Here is a 21935-nt window from a genome sequence, read left to right on the forward strand (position 1 = left end):
TGAGTAGGTAAGGCCTTCGTGATTCTCAATCCGCAGCCAGAACTGACTCGTTTTCAGGGCCGAATTCGGGTTCCACCCCCAACAAGGGCGCTGACCGCAAGATGATATCCCCAACTGTCGGTGCGGCATTCGAGCCCGCCGTAACACCGCCACCCTCTGGTGGCGCCTTCGGCTCGTCCAACGTCACGAAAACGATGTAACGCGGATTGCGGATAGGGAAGGCCGCCAGAAAGTCATTGTAGCGCTTTGTCTTGGAATAGCGGCCATTCACAACCTTCTCGGCCGTACCGGTCTTGCCCCCGACATCGTAACCCGGCACTTCGGCGCGCTTGCCCGATCCTTTCTCGACATTCAGTCGGAAGAGGTAGCGCATATTGGCGCTCGTTTCGGGCTTGATGACCTGCGTGCCGACCTTTCGCGCCTCGTCCAGCGAGCGCGGAACAAGCGTCGGCGGGATCAGATGCCCCCCATTCATGAGGGCTGCGGCAGCCGATGCCGTCTGGAGCGGGGTCGTCGAAAGACCGTGACCGAAGGCGATAGTCAGAGAGTTGATCCGTTTCCACTCATCCGGATATTGCGGCGTGCCGATTTCCGGCAATTCCAGATCCATCTTCTTCATCACACCCATCTTCTCCAGGAAGGCGCGATGTTGGTCGATGCCGGCCTGATCGGCGAGCTTCGCCGTGCCGATATTGGACGAGAAGATGAAAACTTCCGGCACCGTGAGCGGCCGGTATTTGCCGTGGAAATCTCCGATGGCAAAGCGTCCGACCCGCAACTTCTGACTGGCATCCACGATCGAGCCCATGTGGACATCGCCGGAATCGAGAGCCATTGCGATGGTGAGCGCCTTGAAGGACGATCCCATTTCATAAACACCGGACGTCATGCGATTGAGACGATCGGGCGCCTGCTGATCATGCGGGTCGTTGAGATCGTAATCCGGCAGCGACGACATGGCGACGATCTCTCCGGTTAAAGCGTCCAGGACGACGCCTGCCGCGCCGATACAGCTATAACGCTTCATCGCATGCGCGAGCGCGTCACGCAGGACATGCTGCACCCGAAGATCGATCGATGTACGGACGGGCTCCAGACTTTCCGCTTCGGCAAGCCCCGCCTCCCTAAGGGATTGAAGCCCGTTGGAGTCGATCCATTTTTCGAGCCCCGCAATACCCCGACCATCTGCGCTGGTCAGACCCAGTACGTGGGCTGCGGTTGGACCACCGGGATAGAACCGCTTTTTTTCCGGCTCGAATTTGATGCCCGCAAGGCCAAGTTCGTGAATGGCCGATTGCTGGCGAGGCGTGAGGTCACGGCGAAGCCTGATATATTTCGCCGAACTGGTGAGCCGGCGGCGAGTCTGTTCGTAATTGAGGCTCGGCAGAACCGTGCGGAGCTTCTCGACCACTTCGTCTGGATCGCCAATCCGATGCGGTTCGGCAAAAAGCGATGCCGTGCGAATATCGGTCGCCATCACCTGACCGTTCCGGTCGAGAATTTCGGGTCGCGCCATTTGAGCGACGCGCGGAATCGATCCGGTGACGACGCTGTCCTGCACGGCCAGCTGCACCACGCGACCGCCCATCACGCCGTAAACGGCGACAAAGAGCGTCATCATCATGGCGACGCGGCCACGTGTACGCCCACCACCCTTTTTGCCGAGCCCGTCGAGGTGAATAGCTGCTTCGCTCACCGTCCGCTTGCCTCCGGAATCGAGCCGGTCGTCACGGCATCATGGCTGAGATTGTCACGGCCGAGAATCGCAAGAGCTTCGTCCAGCCCCGCTTCACTCGGCTCTTCGAGGGGACGAAGCGGCAATTGCCCGACCCGCCCATATTGATCGGGACGCGCGGGTTCGAGCGGCAATTGCGATTCGAAGGTGCGTAGATGCGACTGAAGCCGATTGGGCTGCGTCATGAGCGCCCAGTCGGTTTCCAGAATATCGATCGCCGTCTTGCGCTTCTTGATCTCGCGCTCGACCTTGGCGATCTCCTCAAGGGTCGTGTCCGTGCGGTGCTTGGCAGTATAGGTATAGCCGACAGCCGAAACGATAATCGCGATCATCAACATGTCGCGCAGCCGAAACATCTTCATCGGCGATCTCCTGTCAGTCTTGGAGCATGAACGTCGGGAAGACCGAGCATCTTGCGATCTTCAACCGGTCGTGAGGGCGCACCCGTCCGGCGAGCCGCCCGAAGGCGCGCCGAGCGAGCGCGTGGGTTGGCGCCCGCCTCCTCTTCCGAAGCAGAGACAGCGCCACCCATCCGCTCGAAAGTTGATTCCGGCCCGTCGGCCACTGGCATATGCCGCGAAACCGCCTTCGTTTCCGAGCGGTTTTGCAGGAAGCGTTTGACGATACGGTCCTCCAGCGAGTGGAAGGTGACGACCACCAGCCGACCACCTGGCTTCAGTGCCCGCTCGGCCGCTTCGAGTGCCGAGACCAGCTCGCCAAGTTCGTCATTGACGAAGATGCGCAGCCCCTGGAAGGCGCGAGTGGCAGGATGGATCCTCTCGCCTTGTCGGCGCGGCATGAGATCAGCAATCGCACTTGCCAGATCGCTCGTCCGCAAAAAGGGCCGCTCGGCACGCCGGCGTTCGATCATGCGGGCAAGGCGGGCGGCCTGTTTTTCTTCCCCAAGCAGGCCGAAAATCCGCGTCAGTTCCTTCGCGTCCGCGCCGTTCACCACATCCGCCGCGGACTGCCCTTCCTGCGCCATCCTCATGTCGAGCGGGCCGTCCTGCTGAAACGAAAATCCGCGCTCAGCCTGATCGAGCTGCATGGAAGAGACCCCGATATCGAGGACAATCCCGTCGAGTGGGTCGGCAACATATTCGTCGAGATGACCGAACGTGCCAGCGACGAAGCGAAAGCGCTCACCATAGCGTTCGGCAAAGGCCTGCGCAGTCGAAGCGACATCCGGATCGCGGTCGAGCGCGATCAGATTGGCGCCACGTTCCAACACCGCGGCACTGTAGCCACCGGCGCCGAACGTTCCGTCCAGAATCGTTTCCCCGACCCGGGGGGAGAGCTTTTCGAGCACCTCGGACAGAAGAACCGGAATGTGGCGAGCCGGTCCGCCAACGGAGGATGATCGATCTCCGTGACCCGCCATCATTCCCGGCCCTCCGGGCCACGCGCATTCTTTCTCATGTCCAGGAGCCGCTGCCGAACCGCCCTCGTATGCGCTTCGGCCTGAGCCGGCTCCCACATCTGAAAGAAGCGCCCACGCCCGACAAATGCCACCTCGTCGCTGATACCGGTGTGCGCTCTGACAAAGTCCGTGACGACGATCCGCCCCTCCTTGTCCAGCTTCAGAAACGTACCATCGCCGTGAATGAAGAAACTCATATCGTCCGCGCTGCCAAGAAACGGATCCTCCATCTCGATTCGCTGTTCGTAGCGATCGAGGAGATCCGGGCCGCCGACATCCATGGCGGCACAGTCCAGCGCACGAAGCGCGTAGAGTTCCTGAGTATTTGTAGAAGCGAGAATAGAACGAAAATGAGCCGGAACCGACACCCGCCCCTTGGCGTCGATACGGTTGATGGCATTGGAAAGAAATCTCTCTGCCACCGAACGGCCTCACCCTCGCACCTCACCTGAAAATCGTGCTTCTCCGAACGACGCGGGCCCGCAGGCCAGCACGCCATTCCATGAACTTTACAAAACGCGATTTCCAACGAAATCAGAATGTTACCGAGAAACCCAAGTGCCCCTGCCCGAGTCCTCATACTCCACGCTGATACCCTGGAAGGGGTATCATGGGCATTCATGGGCGTCAATGGGAACAGTCCCTCACATTGCTGGCTCCGGCCCTCTCCTGAAAGCGGAAATCGCATCCGTTCACACTTTATGAACCAAGCTGATTAAGGAATCCTTAGAGGCCGGCGGTGGCGTCGACATCCGTTGAAAAATAATGCCGTCAAGGCTGCGAACCGGGAAGTGGACGGGAGGCGTCGGATGGAAGTGTGGGACGCCATCCCACGATCTTGGAAAGAGAGGGTGTCAGCTGGCCTGTAAGCCGGGTTCTGTGCGCTGCCATCGGCAGATGGCATTGCGGTGACCATTCCTCTGGGACCGCCTTTGCAGACGGCCTCAAGCAACCAACCCGGACGGCAGAAGCGGAAACGCTCCGGCGCTCACGCACCGCGCCGTCCCTATTCGGTTTTGCTCCCGGTGGGGTTTACCTTGCCGCTTCCGTTACCGGTCGCGCGGTGCGCTCTTGCCGCACCCTTTCACCCTTACCGAACGACATTCGGCAAAACCGAAGCCGCCCGGCGGTTTGCTTTCTGTGGCACTTTCCCTGGGGTTGCCCCCGCCGGGCGTTACCCGGCACCGTGTTTCCGTGGAGCCCGGACTTTCCTCACCGGCCGCCTTTCGGCATTGGACGGTGCGGCCACCCGGCCAGCTGACCGCGCCGACTTAAGCGGTCCGGCGCAGAATGTCCACGCAGCAAAAGGCCCGCTGCGCAAAGAGCGAAGCGGGCCTTTTTTACAACTCCTCAGCAATAGCGCGCTCAGGCGCCGAGAATCCGTTTGATCTTTTCGCAATAGCGCTTGGAGATGGGGTTCATCTTCTTGGCACCGTGGCCGGCATTGTATTTGAGAATCGTGCCACAGGTCGATCCGCCGCCGAGCTTGTGAGCCTTGGCGAGATACGCAACACCGAAACGGATATTGGTGGCCGGATCGTAGAGATCCTTCGTTTTCCCCTTGAAGCCCATCATCTGAGCGGTGGTCGGCTTGATCTGCATCAGACCGATTTCGCCAGCCGCGCCAGTAACGTCGGGACGATAGCTGCTCTCCACCTCGATCACCGCTTTGACCAGAGAGGCTGGAACGCCCTGCTTCTTGGCTTCCCGGTTGATGATGGAACTGAACTTGTGGTCCACGCTCGTCGCCTTCTCGGCAGGGCCATCGACGCCCTTCTCCAGAGCCTCACTCAGCGTCTTGCTGGCCAAGGAGGACTTTCCCTCGAACGCCTTGGCGAAATGGGTCACGCCCGGCAGTTTTTTCTCGGCGGTCTCGGCATGGACGGACGCACTCATCAGAGCGGCGGCGATGAACGCCACCGTTGCAACGGTCGCTTTGCTCATAGTCTCTCGTTTCTGTTTTGTGCAGCGTTCGGCCCGACCCTCGGAACCGGCTCAGTGATCGGGCATGGCCTACTGAGCCTGCTGCTTGCCCCACATCCGGCGACGAACCCTCGCCGCCCTCGACAAGGGGACGTTTCGCAACCGAGCTTTGCTAAAATACGGCAGCGTCAGTAACGAAATGTAACAGCGATCAAATCGATGGAACCTGGTCGAAAGTCGATCTTACGCGGGATCGCTCTTTGCCTTGTTAACCAAGTGATAGAGCCGTTCCATCGTTGCCCGATCCGCCTCTCCGTCGATGCAACTTTTTCGATAGTGCATCTGGAAGGCCTGCACGACAGTGCGGGTTCTATCGTCATATTCACCCGTGTTTGCCACATCATAGCCATAGAGTGACAACAGCGCCTGCATGGCTTCCACTGGCTGTCCGCGCATTCCGGAGCGCAGCAGGATTTCGCCGCGCGGACCTTCAGGTTCGTAGAGTCCGATGCCACTCTCCGCCAGACGCTCCCATGGAAAATGCTCACCCGGATCAATCTTCCGGCCAGGGGCCACATCCGAATGCCCCAGAACACGGCTGGGCTTTATGGCATGACGTTCGACAATATCCTGTGCCAACGCGATCACCGCATCGATCTGCCGGTCGGGATAAGGCGGCAGGTTCGCGGGATGACCGCCATTGACGATTTCGATGCCGATCGAGCGGGAATTGACGTCGGCCTCGCCCTCCCAGCACGAGGCACCGGCATGCCAGGCACGCATCGCCTCCGGCACCATCTGCACGATGCGCCCATCTTCGTGAACGATATAATGGCAGGACACTTCGCTGTCGGGACGGCAAAGCCACCGCTCAGCTTCATCGCCGGTCGCCATCCCGGTATAATGGAGGAGGAGAATGTCGGGCCTTCCCGACAGTTTACGCGGCCCGCAATTGGGTGAAGGTCGCACCCGGGCCTCGCCATGATCCGGCGAAAAACTCATGCCTGCCGGTTCTCCCGATTGTTCCTCAACGCTTCGATTGCCGACATAGCCTCGTTGAGAGCGGCCATTCTCTGATTGGCAATCTCGAGAAACTCCTCCGGTACGCCCCGCGCTACCATGAAATCGGGATGCCACTGGCGTGCCAGTTCACGATAGCGCTTCTGCACCTCGGCCTTCGTCGCATCGTCGGGCAAGCCCAGCACCGCAAAAGGATTGGCAACACCAAGGGCGACATGCCGCGCTGCGATCGTTTCAAATTCATCGTCGGAGAAACCGAAAATCGAACCGACGATCTGAAGAAATTCCAGCTCGCGTTCATGCAAAACGCCGTCTGCCGTCGCGATGTGGAAAAGTCCGTCCAGAACGTCCTCGGTTAACCTTGGCGCATCATCGTTTTCGCGGCGATCTTCGCTGCAAAGCTCGGCCATCTGCTTGGCGTAGGCTTCAAACCCGGCAACGTCCTGCCGCGCCAGTTCGTACAGGCGAAAGACGTTCCGGGTCTCGTCTTCGGGTATCTCGAAAATCTGCTGGAAAGCGGCGACCTCCGACTGTGTGACAACGCCGTCGGCCTTGGCCATCTTTGCCGAAAGAGCGATCATCGCCACAGAGAAGGCCACCTTGCGGCGCGTTTCCGGGTCCCCCCAGAAGAAGGACCGGAACATCTCCACCATGGCCGACAGAATGCTCTCCGCCTGCGCCGGCAGCCGGTTGATCAGTTCACCGAATAGAGACCAAGCATTCATGCCGTGCCTTGTAACGATCCCTGCCCCCATCGCAAAGCGTCATGCGCCGTCGAAACACAAAAAAGCCGGCTCGAAAGAGCCGGCTTTTTCCACCATCAATCGATCCCGCTTAGTTTGCCGGCTCGGTTGTGGTGCTGTTTACCGTATCATCGGTTTCGCCATCATCCGGCTGAAGGGTCATGTCATCCATGTCTTCCGGCTGAGTGGCACCGGTCTCACCCATTGTCTCACTCTGCATGCCTTCGTCTGCCGGCATGGCCTGGGTTTCTTCCTGCGTCGTCATCGGCTGAGTCTCTTCCACAGTGCTCTGTGTCGTCATCTCGTCGGTGCCGCTATCGGAGCAGGCAGCAAGACCCATGACGGCGACAGCGGAGAAACTGGCGATAAGAAGCTTTTTCATAAGAAATATTCCTTTGCTTATATCTTCACGACCGGTTCTGCCGATCCTGCCAGTTCAACGCAGTCCTCCCGAGCGGGTTCAGTCACAAACTGCTAACGCTCAAGACGCTGTGTGAGACTCCCGCCGTATTACTGCCCAACTTGCTCGGTTTCCGGGTCACCGTCCTCCGTGCGCAGTTCAACCGCCGTTTCGTCAGCAGCTTCATCGATCGACGTACCCGCTTCATCAGCGGAGTTTTCAAGCGAATCTCCTGCTGCATCGACCGCGTCTCCCGTCGCCTCTGCAGCATCCTCAATGGTCTGGGCCGCATCGTCAGCCGCTTCGGCCGCGGCATCCGCTGCATTTTCTGCGGCATCGGCGGCGCTGCGCGCCGCATCGGCAGCGGCCTCACCGGCCTGGTTCGCTGCATCCTCAGCAGCATCTTCTGCCTGTTGAGCCGACTGCTCGGCTTCAGCAGCAGCTTCTTCAGCCTCAGCCGCATCGTCCGTTTCGATGTCGGCATCAGCTTCTACCGCCGCGTCGGTCTGCGTCGTCTCTTCGGTTTCGATCGCTGTATTATCGACAGCCTCATCGTCCTGGTCGCCACATGCAACCAGCCCGGTCAGGGCGAGGGCGGAAATAGAAGTCAGCAGCAATTTTTTCATTTCGAAATCTCCTATATGCGAATTTGAAAAGGATACGACGCCAACGTCCTGATGCCGATTTCGTTTCATAGTGATTTGAGGAATGGCTGGACATCGCCGCTGCAGTCATGGCCTTAAGGATCGGCCTTCAGCGGGCAGTTGATAAATCCATCCTCCTGTCACCAACCCCAGGCGACTATGGCTCGCCCCGGTGGGGTTTTCGCCTAGCTTCAACCGGGAGCCGAATCGGAACAATCGGCAGCAGGGAGGCCGCTTCGATGAACGACAGCACGGATTGTATTCGCCTCAATGCCAATGGGGGCATTCCCAATAATCCGGACCACCCGGCGCGGATCTACGTCAACGCGATCGATGCGTCCGGTGGCTCCTCGGCTGTGAGAAGACTGCTGGAGAAAAACGGCTGGACCGGTACCTGGACATGGCAGGTCTACGACTTTCATCACTATCATCCCGATGCATGGGAAGCGCTCGGCGTCGCGGAAGGGTCAGCGAAACTGATTATCGGTGGGCCGGAAGGCAGGTCAATCGACGTCAGGGCCGGCGATCTTCTTCTCGTGCCACCGGGATGGGGACACTGCCAGCTTTCGGCATCGGAGGACTTCACCATTTGCGGCGCCTACCCCCCAGGGCAGGAAAATTTCTCTCTGATCAAGGCCGATCAGAGCTATGACGACGCTATACTTCGGCAGATCGCGACGGTTTCCCTGCCAAAGACCGATCCGGTCTCTGGGGAAAGCTTCGTAGCGGATTGACGTTCAAGCCTTTTCCTCCCTGACGGAGGAGATATGTTCGCATCAACGATGACATTGCGAGGGGACGATCATGACAGGAAAAGTGGCGATGTTGACGGCTGGCGGTTTGGCCCCATGCCTGTCTTCAGCGGTTGGCGGACTTATCGAACGCTGGAGCGAGATCGCTCCCGAGCGCGAACTGCTCGCCTACACCTCCGGTTATCAGGGCCTGCTGACGGGAAAGAGCATCTCTGTTTCGGCCGATATGCGACGCGACGCCCCCTTGCTCCACGCCATGGGCGGATCGCCGATCGGCAATTCGCGCGTCAAGCTGACCAATGCCAAGGACTGTGCCAAACGCGGTCTGGTCAAGGAGGGGGAGAACCCGCTTGAGGCCGCCGCCCGACAGCTTCAGGCCGATGGGGTCTCCGTGCTTCACACCATCGGTGGCGACGACACCAATACCGCCGCGGCCGATCTGGCCGCTTATCTCAAGGAGAATGGCTACGATCTGACGGTTGTCGGCCTACCCAAGACGATCGACAACGACATCGTTCCGATCCGGCAATCTCTCGGCGCCTGGACGGCCGCCGAGGCGGGCGCCGCCTTCTTCGACCACGTCGGCAATGAACAGAGCGCCCAGCCGGGCTGCCTCGTCGTCCACGAAGTGATGGGCCGTCATTCCGGCTGGCTGACGGCGGCCACGGCAAGGGCCTATCGAGCCCGGATAGCCGGCCGTGCCTATCCCGACAATTTCCTGATGAGTGCCGCGCTCAAGGATCTGGAAGGCGTATACGTCCCGGAACTGTCGATTGATCTTGAGTCCGAGCGTGAACGCCTCAAGAAGGTGATGACCGATCATCGCTTCGCGACCGTCTTTGTCTCCGAGGGCGCGTTGGTCGATACGATCGTCGCCGAGCGCGAGGCGGCGGGTGACGATCTGCCGCGTGATGCATTCGGCCATGTTCGGCTGGATAAGGTCAATGTCGGCGAATGGTTCGCCGGACAGCTCGGGCCGTCCATCGGCGCCGACAAGGTGCTCGTGCAAAAGAGCGGCTACTTCGCACGATCCGCCCCTGCCAACACCGACGATTTGCGACTTATCAAGGGGATGGTCGACCACGCGGTCACCTCTGCGCTTGATGGCGTAAGCGGCGTCGTGGGCCATGATCTGGAAGCGGGAAACCGTCTTCGGACCATCGAATTTCCGCGTATCGGCGGCGGCAAGGCCTTCGACCCGACGGTGGAATGGTTCACGACGATGCTCGCGGAGATAGGCCAGCCCTCATCGCGCTGATCCCATTCGCCTTAGAAACGGCAAGATCGGGGTTCTCTTAGACACCACGAATTGGTGCGAAGAGCATTCTAATGTTTGGTAAGAGTTTCTGTGCGGCCATCGCGCTCGCATTTCTTTCGGCTTGCACGACAGCGAACCGAGAGTCGGTTGCGAACATGTCGGTCTCCGAGACGGAAAGCGAGCCGACCGTGCAAGCCGATGCGTCCGGTCGCGAAGAACTGGAGCCGTTGATCTCGCATTACGCGGAGAAGTACGAGATCCCGGAATCCTTGCTGCACCGCGTAGTCACTCGTGAGAGCCGCTACAATCCACAGGCGCGCAACGGCCCTTATTGGGGGCTCATGCAAGTCCGACACGACACGGCGCAGAGCATGGGTTATCAAGGGCCGGCGAGCGGGCTGCTCGATCCCTCAACCAATCTGGAATATGCGGGACGTTATCTCCGCGGCGCGTGGCTTCTGGCCGATGGCAGCGAAAGCCGCGCTGTCGGCCTCTATGCCTCCGGCTATTATTACGTGGCCAAGAAGCGGGGAATGCTATGCGAGACCGGCCTGCGCAACTGCTGAGGTCGCGTGGCAAGGGCCCTCTGATCTTCTAGCGCTTGCAGATTACTTAGAGAGACGCTGCGACGGCCTGATGATGAGCTCGACCAAGCGGGACGCAAACAGGGTCGCCGTCACGAGACCGATCTTTGCGAACCGTCGCATATCGTTTACCCTTTCTTGACCATGGCTCATGCAGCATGTCACGGGGAACGAATGCGCAGCCTCCCGACGCCGGATGCCACAAGCAAAACCATTCCGGGATTATCACGCAAGCGCGGCGCGGTGACTTTTCGCACTTTCGCCTTGGGGTTTTCCGTATGTCCGGCCGCCGCCTGATTTCCTCGCTTGCCGTAATCGGCGCAATCCTGTCCTCAGCCACGCTCTCAGCTTGCAGTTCCACCGATACCCTCGGGGCTCTCTCGCTGGCCGAGCCACCACGAAGCGGCGCAAAAGGGCTGCGTTTCGACGATCACGACCCGTTTGATTTTACCGGCACCGCACCCTGGCATCATACGGTGCATGGGGTCGATGTGGCCAAATATCAGAACAAGGTCGACTGGCCCCGCGTAAAAGGCTCCGGCATTTCGTTCGCCTTCATCAAGGCGACCGAAGGCGGCGATCGCGTGGATAGCCGCTTTCGTGAAAACTGGGCGACGACACAGGCGATTGGCCTGCCGCGCGGCGCGTATCATTTCTTCTATTGGTGCCGCTCCGGCGGCGAGCAGGCGGACTGGTTTATCCAGAACGTCCCGCACGAAACGGGCGCATTACCACCGGTACTCGACGCAGAGTGGAACCCTGACAGCCCGACCTGCCCCAATAAGGTGCCGCCGGCTCAGGCGCGGAAAATGCTGAAGGACTTCATCGCCAAGGTCAGCCGCCGCTACCGAAAGACGCCCATCATCTACACGACGGTCGACTTCTATCACGACAATGATCTCGCCCGGCTGGACAATGTCCAGTTCTGGTTGCGTTCAACGGCGGGCCATCCTTCCGAGAAGTACCCGGGCCAGCACTGGACCTTCTGGCAATACACCGGAACGGGAAAGGTGCCCGGAATCGACACGCCGGCCGACATCAATGTCTTTCGCGGCTCGCAATCCGATTTCCGTCAGTGGGTCTCTGACAACAGCTGATCCATCAGCCGCTTAACATCAAACATGTTTGCCGGCTGCATTAAGCCATTCGCCGTGCTGGCGGCCATGACGCAGTGCGGTATAGTGTCGGTCATGATCGTTTTTACCGACCTCGACGGCACCCTTCTGGACCATTCCAGCTATTCCTACGAGCCAGCTCTTCCCGCTGTTCATCGCCTCCAGACGAGCGACATTCCCATCATTCCCGCCACGTCCAAGACCGCAGCGGAAGTCGCTCCGCTGATGGAGGAGATCGGGCTGAGAGGACCAGCGATCGTGGAAAATGGCGGCGGTGTTCTGACCGCCAAGGAACCCGCGCGCCCGAGTGAGGACTATCTGACCGTTCGCGAGAAACTGAACCAGTTGCCCGCCTCACTGCGATCACGGTTCACCGGCTTTGGGGACCTCGGCGATGAAGGGATCGCCAAAGCCACCGGCTTGCCGCTCGATGCTGCACGGCGCGCTGGCAAACGTCAGTTTACCGAGCCGGGCACGTTCGAAGGAAGCGATGACGATCTTCGTGAATTCCTCGATACGCTGAACAGCCTTGGCATTTCCGCCAAGAGGGGCGGTCGGTTTCTGACCCTTTCCCATGGACGGCACAGCAAGGCGGATCGCGTTCCCGGCATCTGCGAAACGCTTGAGGCGAGCGGCCCCGTGATTGCGCTGGGTGACGCGCCAAACGACAGGGCGATGCTGGAAGCTGCTGAGATTGCCATTGTCGTAAAGAACCCGGACCATGATGGAATCGAGATCGCCGAACTGGCAAACCGCCGCGTCATTTATACGAACCAGCCCGGCCCTGCAGGATGGAACCAAGCCATTCAAAGCATTCTGGACGAATACGGGATATAATCCCTAGCGGGCGACAGCCCGGCCTTAAGGAGACAAGGTTTTGAGCGATTTTCACCAGACGGGTGCGATCACCACTTTTCATAATGTCACTCGCCGAGAGGAAGACGGCCTCATTGAGGAAGTCGCCCGCTACGCAAAATTCCGCCCCGTTACGCTGGTTCTTCCCTCACTGTTCTCCGAGCTTGAAGGCGCAGCGCTCGAAAAGATTGTCGATACGCTCATCGAGATGCCGTGGATCAACAATATTTATGTGGGCCTGGATCGGGCGAGCGAGGAGGAATTCCGCTACGCCAAAAACTTCTTCTCGCGGCTGCCGCAGCACCATCGGGTGCTCTGGAACGACGGCCCGCGAATGCAGGCCATTCACGAAAAGCTGGCTGGCGAAAACGTTGCACCGACAGAACTCGGAAAGGGTCGCAACGCCTGGTATCTGATGGGTTATGCGCAGGCCGTTCCGCGTGGGAGCCAGGTTCTGGCTCTACATGATTGCGACATTCTCACCTACAACGCCGCACTCCTGGCGCGGCTCCTTTATCCGGTCATCCATCCCGATTTCAAATTCGTCTTCTCCAAGGGATTCTATGGCCGCGTCGCCGAGGGCAAGTTCAACGGGCGGGTCGCGCGCCTGCTCGTCGCACCTCTTCTTCAGGCTCTCGACCTGGTGATCGGCCCGCACAATTTCACACGCTACCTCGCAGCGTTCCGCTATCCACTCTCCGGCGAATTCGCGATGAAGATGGACATCGTTCCAGACGTTCGCATTCCTTCGGACTGGGGTCTGGAGATCGGGTTCCTGTCCGAGGTTCGGCGTAACGCCAATCAGGGTCAGATCGCGCAGGTCGATATCGCCGATATCTACGATCACAAACATCAGGCTCTGTCGGAAGACGATGCCACCAGCGGCCTGTCGCGCATGAGCACCGATATCGTGAAGGCCATCCTGCGCAAGCTGGCGACAGAGGGCGTGGTGATCAGCGAAAGCACCTTGCGGGCACTGAAGGCGAGCTATTACCGAACCGCCCTCGACATGATGGAAGCCTATGCGGCCGACGCGGTTTTCAACGGCGCTCGGGTCGATCGCCATCAGGAGGAAAAGGCGGTCGAACTCTTCGCCAGCAACATCATGGAAGCGGGAGAGGTCTTTCTGCGTGACCCGTCCTCAACGCCGTTCATACCCAACTGGCGGCGGATCAAATCCGTTTATCCCAATATTTTCCATGATCTGGCCGAGGCCGTCAAAGATGATATGGAAGAGATTTGAGAGCAGCGGTTGCGATTGCGGCTCGCTCTCATCCGCGACGATTGGCGATCCAGACGCACTGATAAGGCGCCAGCGTCAGCGTCTCTTCTCCCTCTTCATATCGGCGGCCTGATAGAAGGTCGATCACAGGCTCGTCCATGATGAGATTGAGCCTGTTGAAGGGAATGCTCTGCGGCTCATTGCTGACCGAATGCACCGCATGGATCGATTGCGTGCGGTCGCGTGACTGACGCCAGAGCGAAAAGAGGCCCGGCCCCAGATCGAGCGTCATCTGTGTGGCGTTAGGATGGAAGGCTGGCTGCCGGGTACGGATGCCAATGCGCCGCTTCATCTCCGCGAAAACCTTGGACTGATCGCTATCCGGCTGGCTGAGCAGATCCTCCAGTTCTCGATAATCCCAGATATGCCTGTTGAGGGCGCGTTTGGTTCCGGTCCGCTCCATGCGTTCCTTGTCGTTTGGCGTCGCGAGGAGGGAATGAATGTAGATGCCGGGAATACCCTCCAGCGCCATCTGGATTGTCTGGTTCACCATGAAGCGGTCGAATTGGTACGCGTGCCCGCCGGGTCCGGCTTTCATGGCGTCCCACAAGGAAACATTGATTTCGTAAGGTTTTTTCGAGCCGTCCGGCAAGGCGCGCATCGAAACCTCTCCGCCCACCTCGGAGACAGAGCCGATCATGTCCGTCACCTGCTCGTCCGTCAGATACCCTTCCGCCGCGCGCACGCCGATCCCGTCGTGACTGGCGGTGAAGTTGAAATAGAAGCTGCCGGCCGGCGCTGGCGGCTGATGACGCTGCCAGAGTGTCAATTGCTTGGCATCGCCGGTGGTCAGCGCATGCAACATCAATGGCGGCAAGGCAAAGTTATAAACCGCATGCGCCTCGTTGCTGGCACCGAAATAAGAAATATTCTCACGGTTTGGAACATTGGTCTCGGTGATGATGACCATCGCTTCGCGACTGTAGTCGGAGAGGGTCCGCATCAGCCGCACGATCTCATGCGTCTGCGGCAGATGGACGCATTTCGTTCCGATCTCCTTCCAGATGAAGGCAACGGCGTCCAGCCGTATGATCCGAACACCCTCGTTTAGAAACAGCCGGACAATCCGGATAAATTCGAGCAGCACGTCCGGATTGGCAAAATTCAGATCGACCTGATCCCGGGAGAATGTGCACCAGACATGCTTCTCGCCCTCGCTTGTCTCGAAACTCTGCAGGAGAGGCTGAGGGCGGGGACGCACCACGTCTGAAACATCGGTCCCGGGCTCGACGGTCCGGAAGTAATCGCGGCCCGGCTCCTGTCCTTGCAGGAACTGGACGAACCACGGATGCAGCGCGGAAACATGATTGAGGACGAGATCGGCCATCAGCTTATGGTGGCTCGCAATGCGCCCCATATCCTGCCAGCTTCCGAGTTCCGAATTGACACGCGTGTAATCGACCACGGCAAAACCGTCATCGCTGGTCCATGGAAAGAACGGAAGCACGTGAGCGCCGTTGATGACGCTACCGACATGGCGGGTGAGAAAATCATCAAGGATATGAAGCGGCGGGTGCTCACCATCCTGCAGCGTATTGCCGTAGGTGATGAGAATGGCGTCGCGTTCGCTCCATGATGGGGCGGAGACGCGGCGGCGCTGCGGGCGGCAGAGAACCCGTTTATCGGCAGGCCAGAACGCGTCGAGCAGACGCCGGGTCAGCGCCGGTATATCCTGGTGCGGATAAAGAAACGACAGGTGATAGTCGAGTCGCTTGACCAGAAGGGTTGGGAAGGCTTCCAACAGATCGTCCTGGATTTCGATCTCCTCCGAACTTGTCGCCTGATCCATCCTAACCACTTCACCCATGTCTGCCCTATCCTGCGTTTGTTATCGTCAATCGTCAGGGTTGTATCCACCATATGCGAGCTTTGCGGCAGAGGTCACGCCTCTCCCTGCTCTAGATGCATGACTGCAATGCGCAAATCAGTGGTCTCGACCTTGAGGCTGTTGGCTGATGCGGGCCTGACGTTTCAAATCGCGCATCTCGCGGCGGATGCGCTGGCGCTTGCGAAAAGCATAGCGTCCCGCCCTCCAACGCACGCGCATCCCGTAGAAGCGTCGCCCGCGGCGCGCGCGGTCTTCCGAAAGAAAGAGTTGAAGCCCTTCCCTGTAGTTCCAGTAGCCCTCGGTTGCGAGATTCTCGACGCGGTGCATCAGGAACGTCCAGGCTGGTGAGACGAGAAGCGTGACAGCCGTGACGGCGATAGCCAGCCGGTAGAAATCGTAGCCCAGCGCACCGGCGGAGAGACCTGTCGTCGCCAACACGAAAGAAAACTCCCCGATCTGTGCCGTCGAGAGGCCAGCGATCAGCGCCGTTTCGCGATCATGGCCGGTCAGCGCCAGCAACTGAATGTTGAGCAGGCTCTTTGCTGCAATGACGGCAAGCGACGTTCCGACGACGAGCGCAAGGTTGGACCAGATGTAATTCAGATCGATCAGAAGGCCGATCGACAGAAAGAAGACGACCAGCAGCACGCTCTGAATCGGCTCGATGACAGGGATCACCTTAGCCCGCAGCGTGGAGTTGCCAAGCAGCAGGCCGGCCAGAAACGCCCCATAGGCCGGAGAAAGGCCACTATAGCCCGAGACGGCTGCGCCGCCAAAACAGATCGCCAGCGCACCGAGCGCCAGCATCTCGACATTGCCCTCGATCGCCGAGGTGAAAGGAAAGCGCAGCTTGCCTCGCTTGCCGAGCCACCAGAGGACAACCGCCAGGACGGTGACGGCGGCCAGCACCTTGACGATCAGAAGAAACATCGAGGCCTCGCCCCGACCAAGCGCGCCAATGATAATCAACATCGGCACGACGGCGATATCCTGCGCGATCAGAATGGCGATTGCGATCCGCCCGGCGTCGCCGCGCAGTTCGTCCATGTCGTCGAGCATCTTCATGGCGACCACGGTGGATGAGAGCGCGATGATGAAGCCGAGAATGATGCCTTCCGCCGTCGTCGCCTCCCCCGCCCATGCGATCAAAAAACCGACCAGCAGACCGGCGACCAGCTGCCCGGTCGCGATCAGCACGGCGGGCCGCAGACTGAGAACGAACGCCTTCAGCGAAATTTCGAGGCCTATGAAGAAGAGCAGAACCAGCACGCCCATCTCGGCCAGCGCGTTGACCGATTCGGAGGTGCGGATGAAGCCGAGCGCGGTCGGCCCCATCAGCAGACCCGCCAGAATGAACCCGACGAGCGGCGGCTGACGCATCCGCATCAGCCCAAGGCCGAGAATGGTGGCCACGGCGATGACCAGCGCCACATCGATCAGCGGGAAGGCGATATGATGTTCATCCATAGCGTCGAATTATAGCCTTTGCTGCCGATATAGCACCGAGGGAAACAGGTTCAGTCGTCAATTTTCCCGAAATCGGTTTTCGGGTGGAACAGCCTCACTGTATCCGGCAAGACGCCAGAAAAATAAGAGGAAATTGCGGATGACCGACAGACAAATGTCGGCGCGCGAATGGATGAAACTCATCATCCTTTCGGTGCTCTGGGGTGGAACATTCGTGCTGACGGTCGTGGCGCTCAAAGGCTTCGTCCCGGTGGCGCTTGTCGCATGGCGACTTGCCATTGCGGCCATCACGCTCTTGCTCATCTGCTCGCTCTGGCGAATTTCCCTGCGCCCTCTTTTCCAATGCGGAAGACGCCTCGTTCTGCTGGCCATCCTCAACAATGCAATCCCCTTCTTTCTGATCAGTACGGGCCAGACCGAAATCGGCGCTGGACTGGCATCGATCTTCAATTCCACGACCCCGTTATGGACGGCATTGATCGCCACCTATGTCGTTGGCCGTGAAACCTTGAAGGGATTGAAACTGGCCGGAATCATCATCGGGATCGTAGGCGTCGCCACGCTGGTGGGGCCCGCGGCGCTCGCGGGGCTCGGCGGTCCGCCCTGGGCAATGGCCTGTCTTGTCGGTGCTGCCATTTCCTATGGTTTCGGTGCCAATCTGGCGCGAGGTTTCGGCGACATACCGCCCATCCTCATTGCGACCGGCCAATGCGCCTGTTCGAGCGTGATCGTCATGGCCGCAGCGCTCTTCACGGTCGGACCGGAGGGGCTGGTCACTGAGAATGTTGCGGCCATTGCCTCGATCGTCACGATCGGCACCCTGATGACCGCTGGCGCCTATCTGCTCTATTTCGACCTCATCGCAAAAGCTGGTGCGACCAATGGCTCCCTCGTTACCGTCCTCATTCCGATAAGCGCCATTCTGGCAGGCGTCTTCTTCTTCGGCGAAACAATGACGGCGAATGGATGGCTCGGCTTCGGTCTCATTACGTCGGGACTACTGATGATCGATGGTCGCATTTTTCGGAGAGCGCCGCGCCGCGTACCGCCTACCCCGTGAGACGATCCATAATTTCCGGTTAATACACAGCCAAAAAGGTTGCTGCGACGCAGCATGAGCAAAGGCGGGCATTTCAGCATCTCAGGGCGTAGCAGCACCACTCCTGCGTGGCTGCACGTCGCAGCGCAGCACATTTTCCGACTAGGCCGCCTCGCTTTTGATGCGTAATCTCACTCCTGCCAATTCTCCTGAAGGGAGTCCGCCATGACCTCGTTGAGCTTGGTAAACCGGGTAGCAATCGGAGCTGTCTTTTTGTTCGTCGGCGTTGCCGTCATAGGGCTTCTTCCCTGAACCTGACCGGTTGCAGAAATGACTGAAAGAAGGCGCCAGCCCTAGCGACCGCCCGCCGCTTCTTTCATCGCCAGCCAGATATTAACGGTCAGCTCCTGCCCCGCCTGGGAGGGCGCGATCGTATGTCGGTTGACGACTTTAAGACCGGCTAGATCCAGCCATTCCGACATCTGCGCGTCCGAAAAACCAAGCCGCAAATGCGCGAATTCGGAGCGTAGAAATTCAAGATCGTGTGATTGAAAGTCGATGATCGCCATGCGGCCCGCCGGCCGCAGGGCCTCAGCCGCCTGTTGTACGGCGCGGCCGGGTTGATCGAGATAATGAAGAACCTGGTGGATTGTGATCAAATCGACGCTTTCCGGACCGACCGGCAGGTCAAAAACGCTGGCCTGGCGCAACTGCGCCGGAACGGGCCCTGCCTCCTCAAGCCGCGAGCGGGCAATCGTGAGCATTTCCCGCGACGTATCGATGCCGACCGCTCGTCGGAACAGGGGAGAAAAAAGGGTGATCATACGCCCCGTTCCCGTCCCGATATCGAGCATGGTATCGACAGGCCGGTCCCCGATCAGCTCTTTGAGAGCCTGCTCAACAGATGCGTCCGGCGCGTGGAGTGATCGAATCCGATCCCACTCTTCCGCATTGGCGGCAAAATAGGCACCGGCTCTCGCGGCGCGGCTATCCCGAATAGCAGCAAGACGTTCACGATCGGCAACAAACTGCGCATCCGTTTCATCAAGTGTGTCGAGGACGCTGTCGCAGAGGCCCCGTGCACCACTATCATCGGTCAGATGAAAATAAGCCCACGCACCCTCCTGATACCGTCCGACAAGCCCAGCCTCCATAAGCACCTTCAAATGGCGCGAAACACGCGGCTGCGATTGATCGAGAATGGCAGTGAGGTCCGAAACGGTGGCTTCCCCCTGACGCAGCAAGAGCAGAATGCGGAGCCGACTGGATTCCGCCATGGCTTTGGCGCTATCCAGCAAATGTTCAAAACTGAGTTGAGATCCGACGACCAAAACTGCCTCCATCGCATAAGGATAGGTTTATGTGGCTGAGATGGCTTTCGCAACCGGAGGAACCGGCATGGCCGAATTCGAACAGCGTCAGGGCGAAGCGCGACTGCCGTTTGACCCGGCTGAGCGCAAGCCGGATGCAGGACTGGTCTTCATCGGAAAGGTCTCATCGCCTTGGCTCCGCCGCGAGGATTGTCCGAAAAACCTTCGTCAGGCCCGTGAGCGGGACCGTACCGCCAGCATTATCATCGAAGAGCCTTACCGCCCTGCCCTCGCCGGGCTCCGAGCCGGCGATTATTGCCATGTCTTGAGCTGGCTCCATCACGCGCCCCGCGACCTCATCAGCCAGAAGCCGAGACATCTCGAGACTGCAAAAGGTACGTTTGCCCTTCGTTCACCGGTGCGGCCCAATCCGATCGGCCTGCATACGGTCAGGATCGTCTCGCTGGATCACCAGAGGGGAACGATCGAGATGGACGCCATCGATCTGCTGGACGGAACGCCTGTCCTGGATCTCAAACCCTATTATCCCTCAATCGATGCCTTCGCCGAGGCATCCGGCGGAGCCAAAGACTGAATGGCGCGGACGGAGCGGCAAAAGGCTCTCAGAGCTGATCTTCGTCTTCTTCTCCCCTCGGCTCCGTTGGCCGATTTCGAGACGATCTACGATGATGCCTCGCGGCCTCATATGCGCGAGCTACGGACAGGAGCCGCCGCCTGGCTCGCCGCCCTCGCCCATATCCGCCATCAATATACAGACTACGATCAATTGCGCGACGAGGGCTATGACCGCGACAGCGCCTTGCATTTCGTGGTGGACGACATCAACACCGTGCTGACGCGGTGGCGCGCCACCCGCCTGCTCGATCCCTCTGCGGCTTTTGAAGATGGCGGCGATGCAAACGACGAGGAAGCGCAGCCGAAACGCCGGAAGGCCACGAAGCGAACCGAAAAATAGGATTCGCATTCAATACCTTGCGTTCTCTTGCTGAATCAAACTCCTCACGAGTTGAATCCTTTGATGAAGAGCCCGGCAGGCAAGGCTTAACATCAATCGTGTTGCACGCCCCATCACGGTTGCCAGTTGGGTAAGAGCGGCTGGGCACGCTTTGACAGCAGGAGAAACTTCATGGATTTCAGCGCGATCTTCTATCAGGACTGGGCGGGGGTCGTCCGGACGGCGATCGTCGGCATCGTCGCTTACGCTGCCCTCGTTCTGACGCTTCGCATCTCGGGCAACCGCACTTTAGCCAAGCTCAATGCGTTCGACCTCGTCGTGACTGTTGCGATGGGATCGGTGCTGGCAACGATACTGCTCTCGGAAGACGTCGCCCTGGCAGAAGGCATCACCGCCTTTCTCGTCCTCATCATCCTGCAATGGGTTGTGGCCTGGCTGTCGGTGCGATTCAGCGGCTTTGCAAAGCTGATCCGCTCCGAACCCACCCTGCTTTTCCGCAATGGCGAAATGCTTCGAGGCGCCATGCGGCGTGCCCGCGTCACCAAGGCGGAAATGGAAACAGTGATCCGCACTCATGGCCGCCCGAATTTCGCAGGCATCGCCTCGATCATTCTGGAAGCTGACGGTTCCTTCTCCATCGTCGATAAGGAGAAGGAGAGTAAACGAGAACAACGGCAGCGTGAGAACGAACGGAACAGCCCGGCCTGAGCCGGGCCGCATTGCACTCACTGTTGACGCTGCCTACCAGCTATCGCGCTCGCTGCCGTCCCAGTTCCAGTAGCGCCCTGTCTTTTCGACGGTCAGGCCTTCCGCGAGATCGAGAATGCCCTTGGCGCTTTCCTCTGGCGAGATCGAGGCCGAAGAGCCGCCCATATCGGTCCGCACCCAGCCCGGATGCAGATTGGCGACGGCGATTCCGTCATCGCGAAGTTCCGTTGCGAGCGCCCGGCCGATCTTGTTCACGGCCGTCTTCGACGTGCGGTAGGCGATGTTGCCGGGGCTGTCGTTCAGATCGCCCATCTGTGACGAGACGATCAGCACCTTGCCCTCATCGCTTTTCTTCAGGGCGGGCACGAAAGCCTGCGTGACCATGAGAGGTCCCAGCGCATTGACCTGCAATGTCTTGAGGAAGCCGTCCATATCGTCGACCGAGAGGATTGAGCCATTCGGCCCCTTCACGCCGGCATTGTTGATGAGAATATCGACAGGCTGGTCGAGATCGCTCGCCGCTTTCGCCAGCGCGTCGCGGCTGGTGACATCGAGGACCATCGGCGTGAAACCGCCCTCCCCTTTTAGATCACCGAAATCATCGTCGCTGCGCGCCGTGCCGATGACTTGATGGCCGCGCGACAGCGCTTCTTTCGCCATGGCCCGGCCAATGCCGCGCGACACGCCGGTAATGAGAATTGTGGTCATGAAAGTCCTGTCGATAGATTTGTTCTCGATTGCATTTAGGGCGCTTCTGAATAATAATAGTGCTGAGACTGGATAGTCTCAGGTTGAAACCAGCGACTGGTTTCGGAAATTACGCTGCCGCGATGGCTCGGAACAATCCGAACCAGTCCTCTTACTATGGAGGGCTGT

At 59.4% G+C, this 21935-nt stretch carries 23 protein-coding genes and 1 other RNA gene; 10 read left to right on the plus strand and 14 right to left on the minus strand.

Annotation, left to right across the window (positions count from 1 at the left end; genetic code table 11):
* Window positions 1-25: 25 nt before the first annotated feature.
* The 10 genes from D8780_RS08205 to D8780_RS08250 all read right to left on the minus strand — a co-directional run bounded on the left by D8780_RS08205 (window position 26) and on the right by D8780_RS08250 (window position 7867).
* Window positions 26-1696, minus strand: coding sequence for a peptidoglycan D,D-transpeptidase FtsI family protein (locus D8780_RS08205; RefSeq protein WP_245412301.1), 1671 nt, complete (start codon window positions 1694-1696; stop codon window positions 26-28).
* Window positions 1693-2097: a cell division protein FtsL gene (ftsL, locus tag D8780_RS08210; RefSeq protein WP_121645154.1), complete on the minus strand. Its 405-nt coding sequence runs from the start codon at window positions 2095-2097 to the stop codon at window positions 1693-1695. The genes D8780_RS08205 and ftsL overlap by 4 nt, the downstream gene beginning before the upstream one ends.
* Window positions 2094-3119, minus strand: a complete 1026-nt coding sequence (rsmH, locus tag D8780_RS08215; RefSeq protein ID WP_121645155.1) for a 16S rRNA (cytosine(1402)-N(4))-methyltransferase RsmH — start codon at window positions 3117-3119, stop codon at window positions 2094-2096. Before rsmH ends, ftsL begins: the two co-directional genes overlap by 4 nt.
* Window positions 3116-3577, minus strand: coding sequence for a division/cell wall cluster transcriptional repressor MraZ (mraZ, locus tag D8780_RS08220; RefSeq protein WP_121645156.1), 462 nt, complete (start codon window positions 3575-3577; stop codon window positions 3116-3118). The genes rsmH and mraZ overlap by 4 nt, the downstream gene beginning before the upstream one ends.
* A 428-nt stretch (window positions 3578-4005) precedes the next feature.
* Window positions 4006-4416, minus strand: an RNA gene (rnpB, locus tag D8780_RS08225) — RNase P RNA component class A.
* A 104-nt stretch (window positions 4417-4520) separates the two neighbouring features.
* On the minus strand, window positions 4521-5099 hold the full coding sequence (locus D8780_RS08230) for a lytic transglycosylase domain-containing protein (RefSeq protein WP_121645157.1): 579 nt from the start codon (window positions 5097-5099) through the stop codon (window positions 4521-4523).
* Window positions 5100-5321: 222 nt separating this feature from the next.
* The gene (locus D8780_RS08235) at window positions 5322-6080 is read right to left on the minus strand and encodes an N-acetylmuramoyl-L-alanine amidase (RefSeq protein ID WP_121645158.1); all 759 of its coding nucleotides are present in this window, start codon (window positions 6078-6080) and stop codon (window positions 5322-5324) included.
* Complete coding sequence (locus D8780_RS08240; RefSeq protein ID WP_121645159.1) at window positions 6077-6823, minus strand: J domain-containing protein; 747 nt, start codon at window positions 6821-6823, stop codon at window positions 6077-6079. The genes D8780_RS08235 and D8780_RS08240 overlap by 4 nt, the downstream gene beginning before the upstream one ends.
* Window positions 6824-6932: 109 nt before the next feature.
* Window positions 6933-7223 (minus strand): hypothetical protein, encoded by a 291-nt coding sequence (locus D8780_RS08245; protein WP_121645160.1) that lies wholly within the window; start codon window positions 7221-7223, stop codon window positions 6933-6935.
* A 128-nt stretch (window positions 7224-7351) separates the two neighbouring features.
* Window positions 7352-7867 (minus strand): hypothetical protein, encoded by a 516-nt coding sequence (locus D8780_RS08250; protein ID WP_147440297.1) that lies wholly within the window; start codon window positions 7865-7867, stop codon window positions 7352-7354.
* Between the two features lie 257 nt (window positions 7868-8124).
* Here D8780_RS08250 and D8780_RS08255 point away from each other — a divergent pair, with 257 nt between their 5' ends.
* The 6 genes from D8780_RS08255 to D8780_RS08280 all read left to right on the plus strand — a co-directional run bounded on the left by D8780_RS08255 (window position 8125) and on the right by D8780_RS08280 (window position 13692).
* Window positions 8125-8619: a cupin domain-containing protein gene (locus D8780_RS08255; RefSeq protein WP_121645162.1), complete on the plus strand. Its 495-nt coding sequence runs from the start codon at window positions 8125-8127 to the stop codon at window positions 8617-8619.
* A gap of 67 nt (window positions 8620-8686) precedes the next feature.
* A complete protein-coding gene (locus D8780_RS08260) occupies window positions 8687-9895 on the plus strand; it encodes a pyrophosphate--fructose-6-phosphate 1-phosphotransferase (protein WP_121645163.1) in 1209 nt (402 codons plus the stop codon).
* A gap of 71 nt (window positions 9896-9966) precedes the next feature.
* The gene (locus D8780_RS08265) at window positions 9967-10461 is read left to right on the plus strand and encodes a lytic transglycosylase domain-containing protein (RefSeq protein WP_121645164.1); all 495 of its coding nucleotides are present in this window, start codon (window positions 9967-9969) and stop codon (window positions 10459-10461) included.
* A gap of 296 nt (window positions 10462-10757) precedes the next feature.
* Complete coding sequence (locus tag D8780_RS08270; protein WP_121646461.1) at window positions 10758-11576, plus strand: glycoside hydrolase family 25 protein; 819 nt, start codon at window positions 10758-10760, stop codon at window positions 11574-11576.
* A gap of 66 nt (window positions 11577-11642) precedes the next feature.
* On the plus strand, window positions 11643-12431 hold the full coding sequence (locus tag D8780_RS08275; protein ID WP_210209459.1) for an HAD-IIB family hydrolase: 789 nt from the start codon (window positions 11643-11645) through the stop codon (window positions 12429-12431).
* A gap of 40 nt (window positions 12432-12471) precedes the next feature.
* Window positions 12472-13692, plus strand: coding sequence for a glycosyltransferase family protein (locus tag D8780_RS08280; protein ID WP_121645165.1), 1221 nt, complete (start codon window positions 12472-12474; stop codon window positions 13690-13692).
* Between the two features lie 28 nt (window positions 13693-13720).
* On the opposite strand, the gene D8780_RS08285 is transcribed toward D8780_RS08280, so the two are convergent.
* On the minus strand, window positions 13721-15538 hold the full coding sequence (locus tag D8780_RS08285) for a sugar phosphorylase (protein WP_199699570.1): 1818 nt from the start codon (window positions 15536-15538) through the stop codon (window positions 13721-13723).
* A gap of 117 nt (window positions 15539-15655) precedes the next feature.
* Window positions 15656-17026 carry a cation:proton antiporter gene (locus D8780_RS08290; RefSeq protein ID WP_121645167.1) on the minus strand — a complete coding sequence of 457 codons (1371 nt, stop codon included), beginning with the start codon at window positions 17024-17026 and terminating at the stop codon, window positions 15656-15658.
* A gap of 139 nt (window positions 17027-17165) precedes the next feature.
* Between D8780_RS08290 and D8780_RS08295 the strand changes: the two genes are divergently transcribed.
* Window positions 17166-18086, plus strand: a complete 921-nt coding sequence (locus D8780_RS08295; RefSeq protein ID WP_121645168.1) for a DMT family transporter — start codon at window positions 17166-17168, stop codon at window positions 18084-18086.
* A gap of 332 nt (window positions 18087-18418) precedes the next feature.
* Here the strand turns inward: D8780_RS08295 and D8780_RS08300 are convergent, their stop codons facing one another.
* Window positions 18419-19342, minus strand: a complete 924-nt coding sequence (locus tag D8780_RS08300; protein ID WP_158598468.1) for an ArsR/SmtB family transcription factor — start codon at window positions 19340-19342, stop codon at window positions 18419-18421.
* A 121-nt stretch (window positions 19343-19463) separates the two neighbouring features.
* Between D8780_RS08300 and tsaA the strand changes: the two genes are divergently transcribed.
* From tsaA to D8780_RS08315, 3 genes are all read left to right on the plus strand, one after another.
* On the plus strand, window positions 19464-19970 hold the full coding sequence (gene tsaA / locus D8780_RS08305) for a tRNA (N6-threonylcarbamoyladenosine(37)-N6)-methyltransferase TrmO (RefSeq protein ID WP_245412302.1): 507 nt from the start codon (window positions 19464-19466) through the stop codon (window positions 19968-19970).
* Complete coding sequence (locus tag D8780_RS08310; RefSeq protein ID WP_121645171.1) at window positions 19971-20351, plus strand: DUF2293 domain-containing protein; 381 nt, start codon at window positions 19971-19973, stop codon at window positions 20349-20351.
* Window positions 20352-20522: 171 nt separating this feature from the next.
* Entirely contained in the window at window positions 20523-21059 is a 537-nt protein-coding gene (locus tag D8780_RS08315; protein WP_121645172.1) for a DUF421 domain-containing protein, read from the plus strand.
* 33 nt (window positions 21060-21092) lie between these two features.
* Here the strand turns inward: D8780_RS08315 and D8780_RS08320 are convergent, their stop codons facing one another.
* A complete protein-coding gene (locus tag D8780_RS08320; protein ID WP_121645173.1) occupies window positions 21093-21767 on the minus strand; it encodes an SDR family oxidoreductase in 675 nt (224 codons plus the stop codon).
* Window positions 21768-21935: the final 168 nt, after the last annotated feature.

Origin of the sequence: Notoacmeibacter ruber (assembly GCF_003668555.1) — a bacterium.
GTDB lineage: Bacteria > Pseudomonadota > Alphaproteobacteria > Rhizobiales > Rhizobiaceae > Notoacmeibacter > Notoacmeibacter ruber.

Bases quoted from the DNA above. Each gene is read 5' to 3' on its own strand.
- ftsL (WP_121645154.1), bottom strand. From the start codon at position 2,097: ATGAAGATGTTTCGGCTGCGCGACATGTTGATGATCGCGATTATCGTT.
- rsmH (WP_121645155.1), bottom strand. From the start codon at position 3,119: ATGATGGCGGGTCACGGAGATCGATCATCCTCCGTTGGCGGACCGGCT.
- D8780_RS08230 (WP_121645157.1), bottom strand. From the start codon at position 5,099: ATGAGCAAAGCGACCGTTGCAACGGTGGCGTTCATCGCCGCCGCTCTG.
- D8780_RS08235 (WP_121645158.1), bottom strand. From the start codon at position 6,080: ATGAGTTTTTCGCCGGATCATGGCGAGGCCCGGGTGCGACCTTCACCC.
- D8780_RS08240 (WP_121645159.1), bottom strand. From the start codon at position 6,823: ATGAATGCTTGGTCTCTATTCGGTGAACTGATCAACCGGCTGCCGGCG.
- D8780_RS08245 (WP_121645160.1), bottom strand. From the start codon at position 7,223: ATGAAAAAGCTTCTTATCGCCAGTTTCTCCGCTGTCGCCGTCATGGGT.
- D8780_RS08250 (WP_147440297.1), bottom strand. From the start codon at position 7,867: ATGAAAAAATTGCTGCTGACTTCTATTTCCGCCCTCGCCCTGACCGGG.
- D8780_RS08255 (WP_121645162.1), top strand. From the start codon at position 8,125: ATGAACGACAGCACGGATTGTATTCGCCTCAATGCCAATGGGGGCATT.
- D8780_RS08265 (WP_121645164.1), top strand. From the start codon at position 9,967: ATGTTTGGTAAGAGTTTCTGTGCGGCCATCGCGCTCGCATTTCTTTCG.
- D8780_RS08270 (WP_121646461.1), top strand. From the start codon at position 10,758: ATGTCCGGCCGCCGCCTGATTTCCTCGCTTGCCGTAATCGGCGCAATC.
- D8780_RS08275 (WP_210209459.1), top strand. From the start codon at position 11,643: ATGACGCAGTGCGGTATAGTGTCGGTCATGATCGTTTTTACCGACCTC.
- D8780_RS08285 (WP_199699570.1), bottom strand. From the start codon at position 15,538: ATGGGTGAAGTGGTTAGGATGGATCAGGCGACAAGTTCGGAGGAGATC.
- D8780_RS08290 (WP_121645167.1), bottom strand. From the start codon at position 17,026: ATGGATGAACATCATATCGCCTTCCCGCTGATCGATGTGGCGCTGGTC.
- D8780_RS08295 (WP_121645168.1), top strand. From the start codon at position 17,166: ATGACCGACAGACAAATGTCGGCGCGCGAATGGATGAAACTCATCATC.
- D8780_RS08300 (WP_158598468.1), bottom strand. From the start codon at position 19,342: ATGGCGGAATCCAGTCGGCTCCGCATTCTGCTCTTGCTGCGTCAGGGG.
- tsaA (WP_245412302.1), top strand. From the start codon at position 19,464: ATGGCCGAATTCGAACAGCGTCAGGGCGAAGCGCGACTGCCGTTTGAC.
- D8780_RS08310 (WP_121645171.1), top strand. From the start codon at position 19,971: ATGGCGCGGACGGAGCGGCAAAAGGCTCTCAGAGCTGATCTTCGTCTT.
- D8780_RS08315 (WP_121645172.1), top strand. From the start codon at position 20,523: ATGGATTTCAGCGCGATCTTCTATCAGGACTGGGCGGGGGTCGTCCGG.
- D8780_RS08320 (WP_121645173.1), bottom strand. From the start codon at position 21,767: ATGACCACAATTCTCATTACCGGCGTGTCGCGCGGCATTGGCCGGGCC.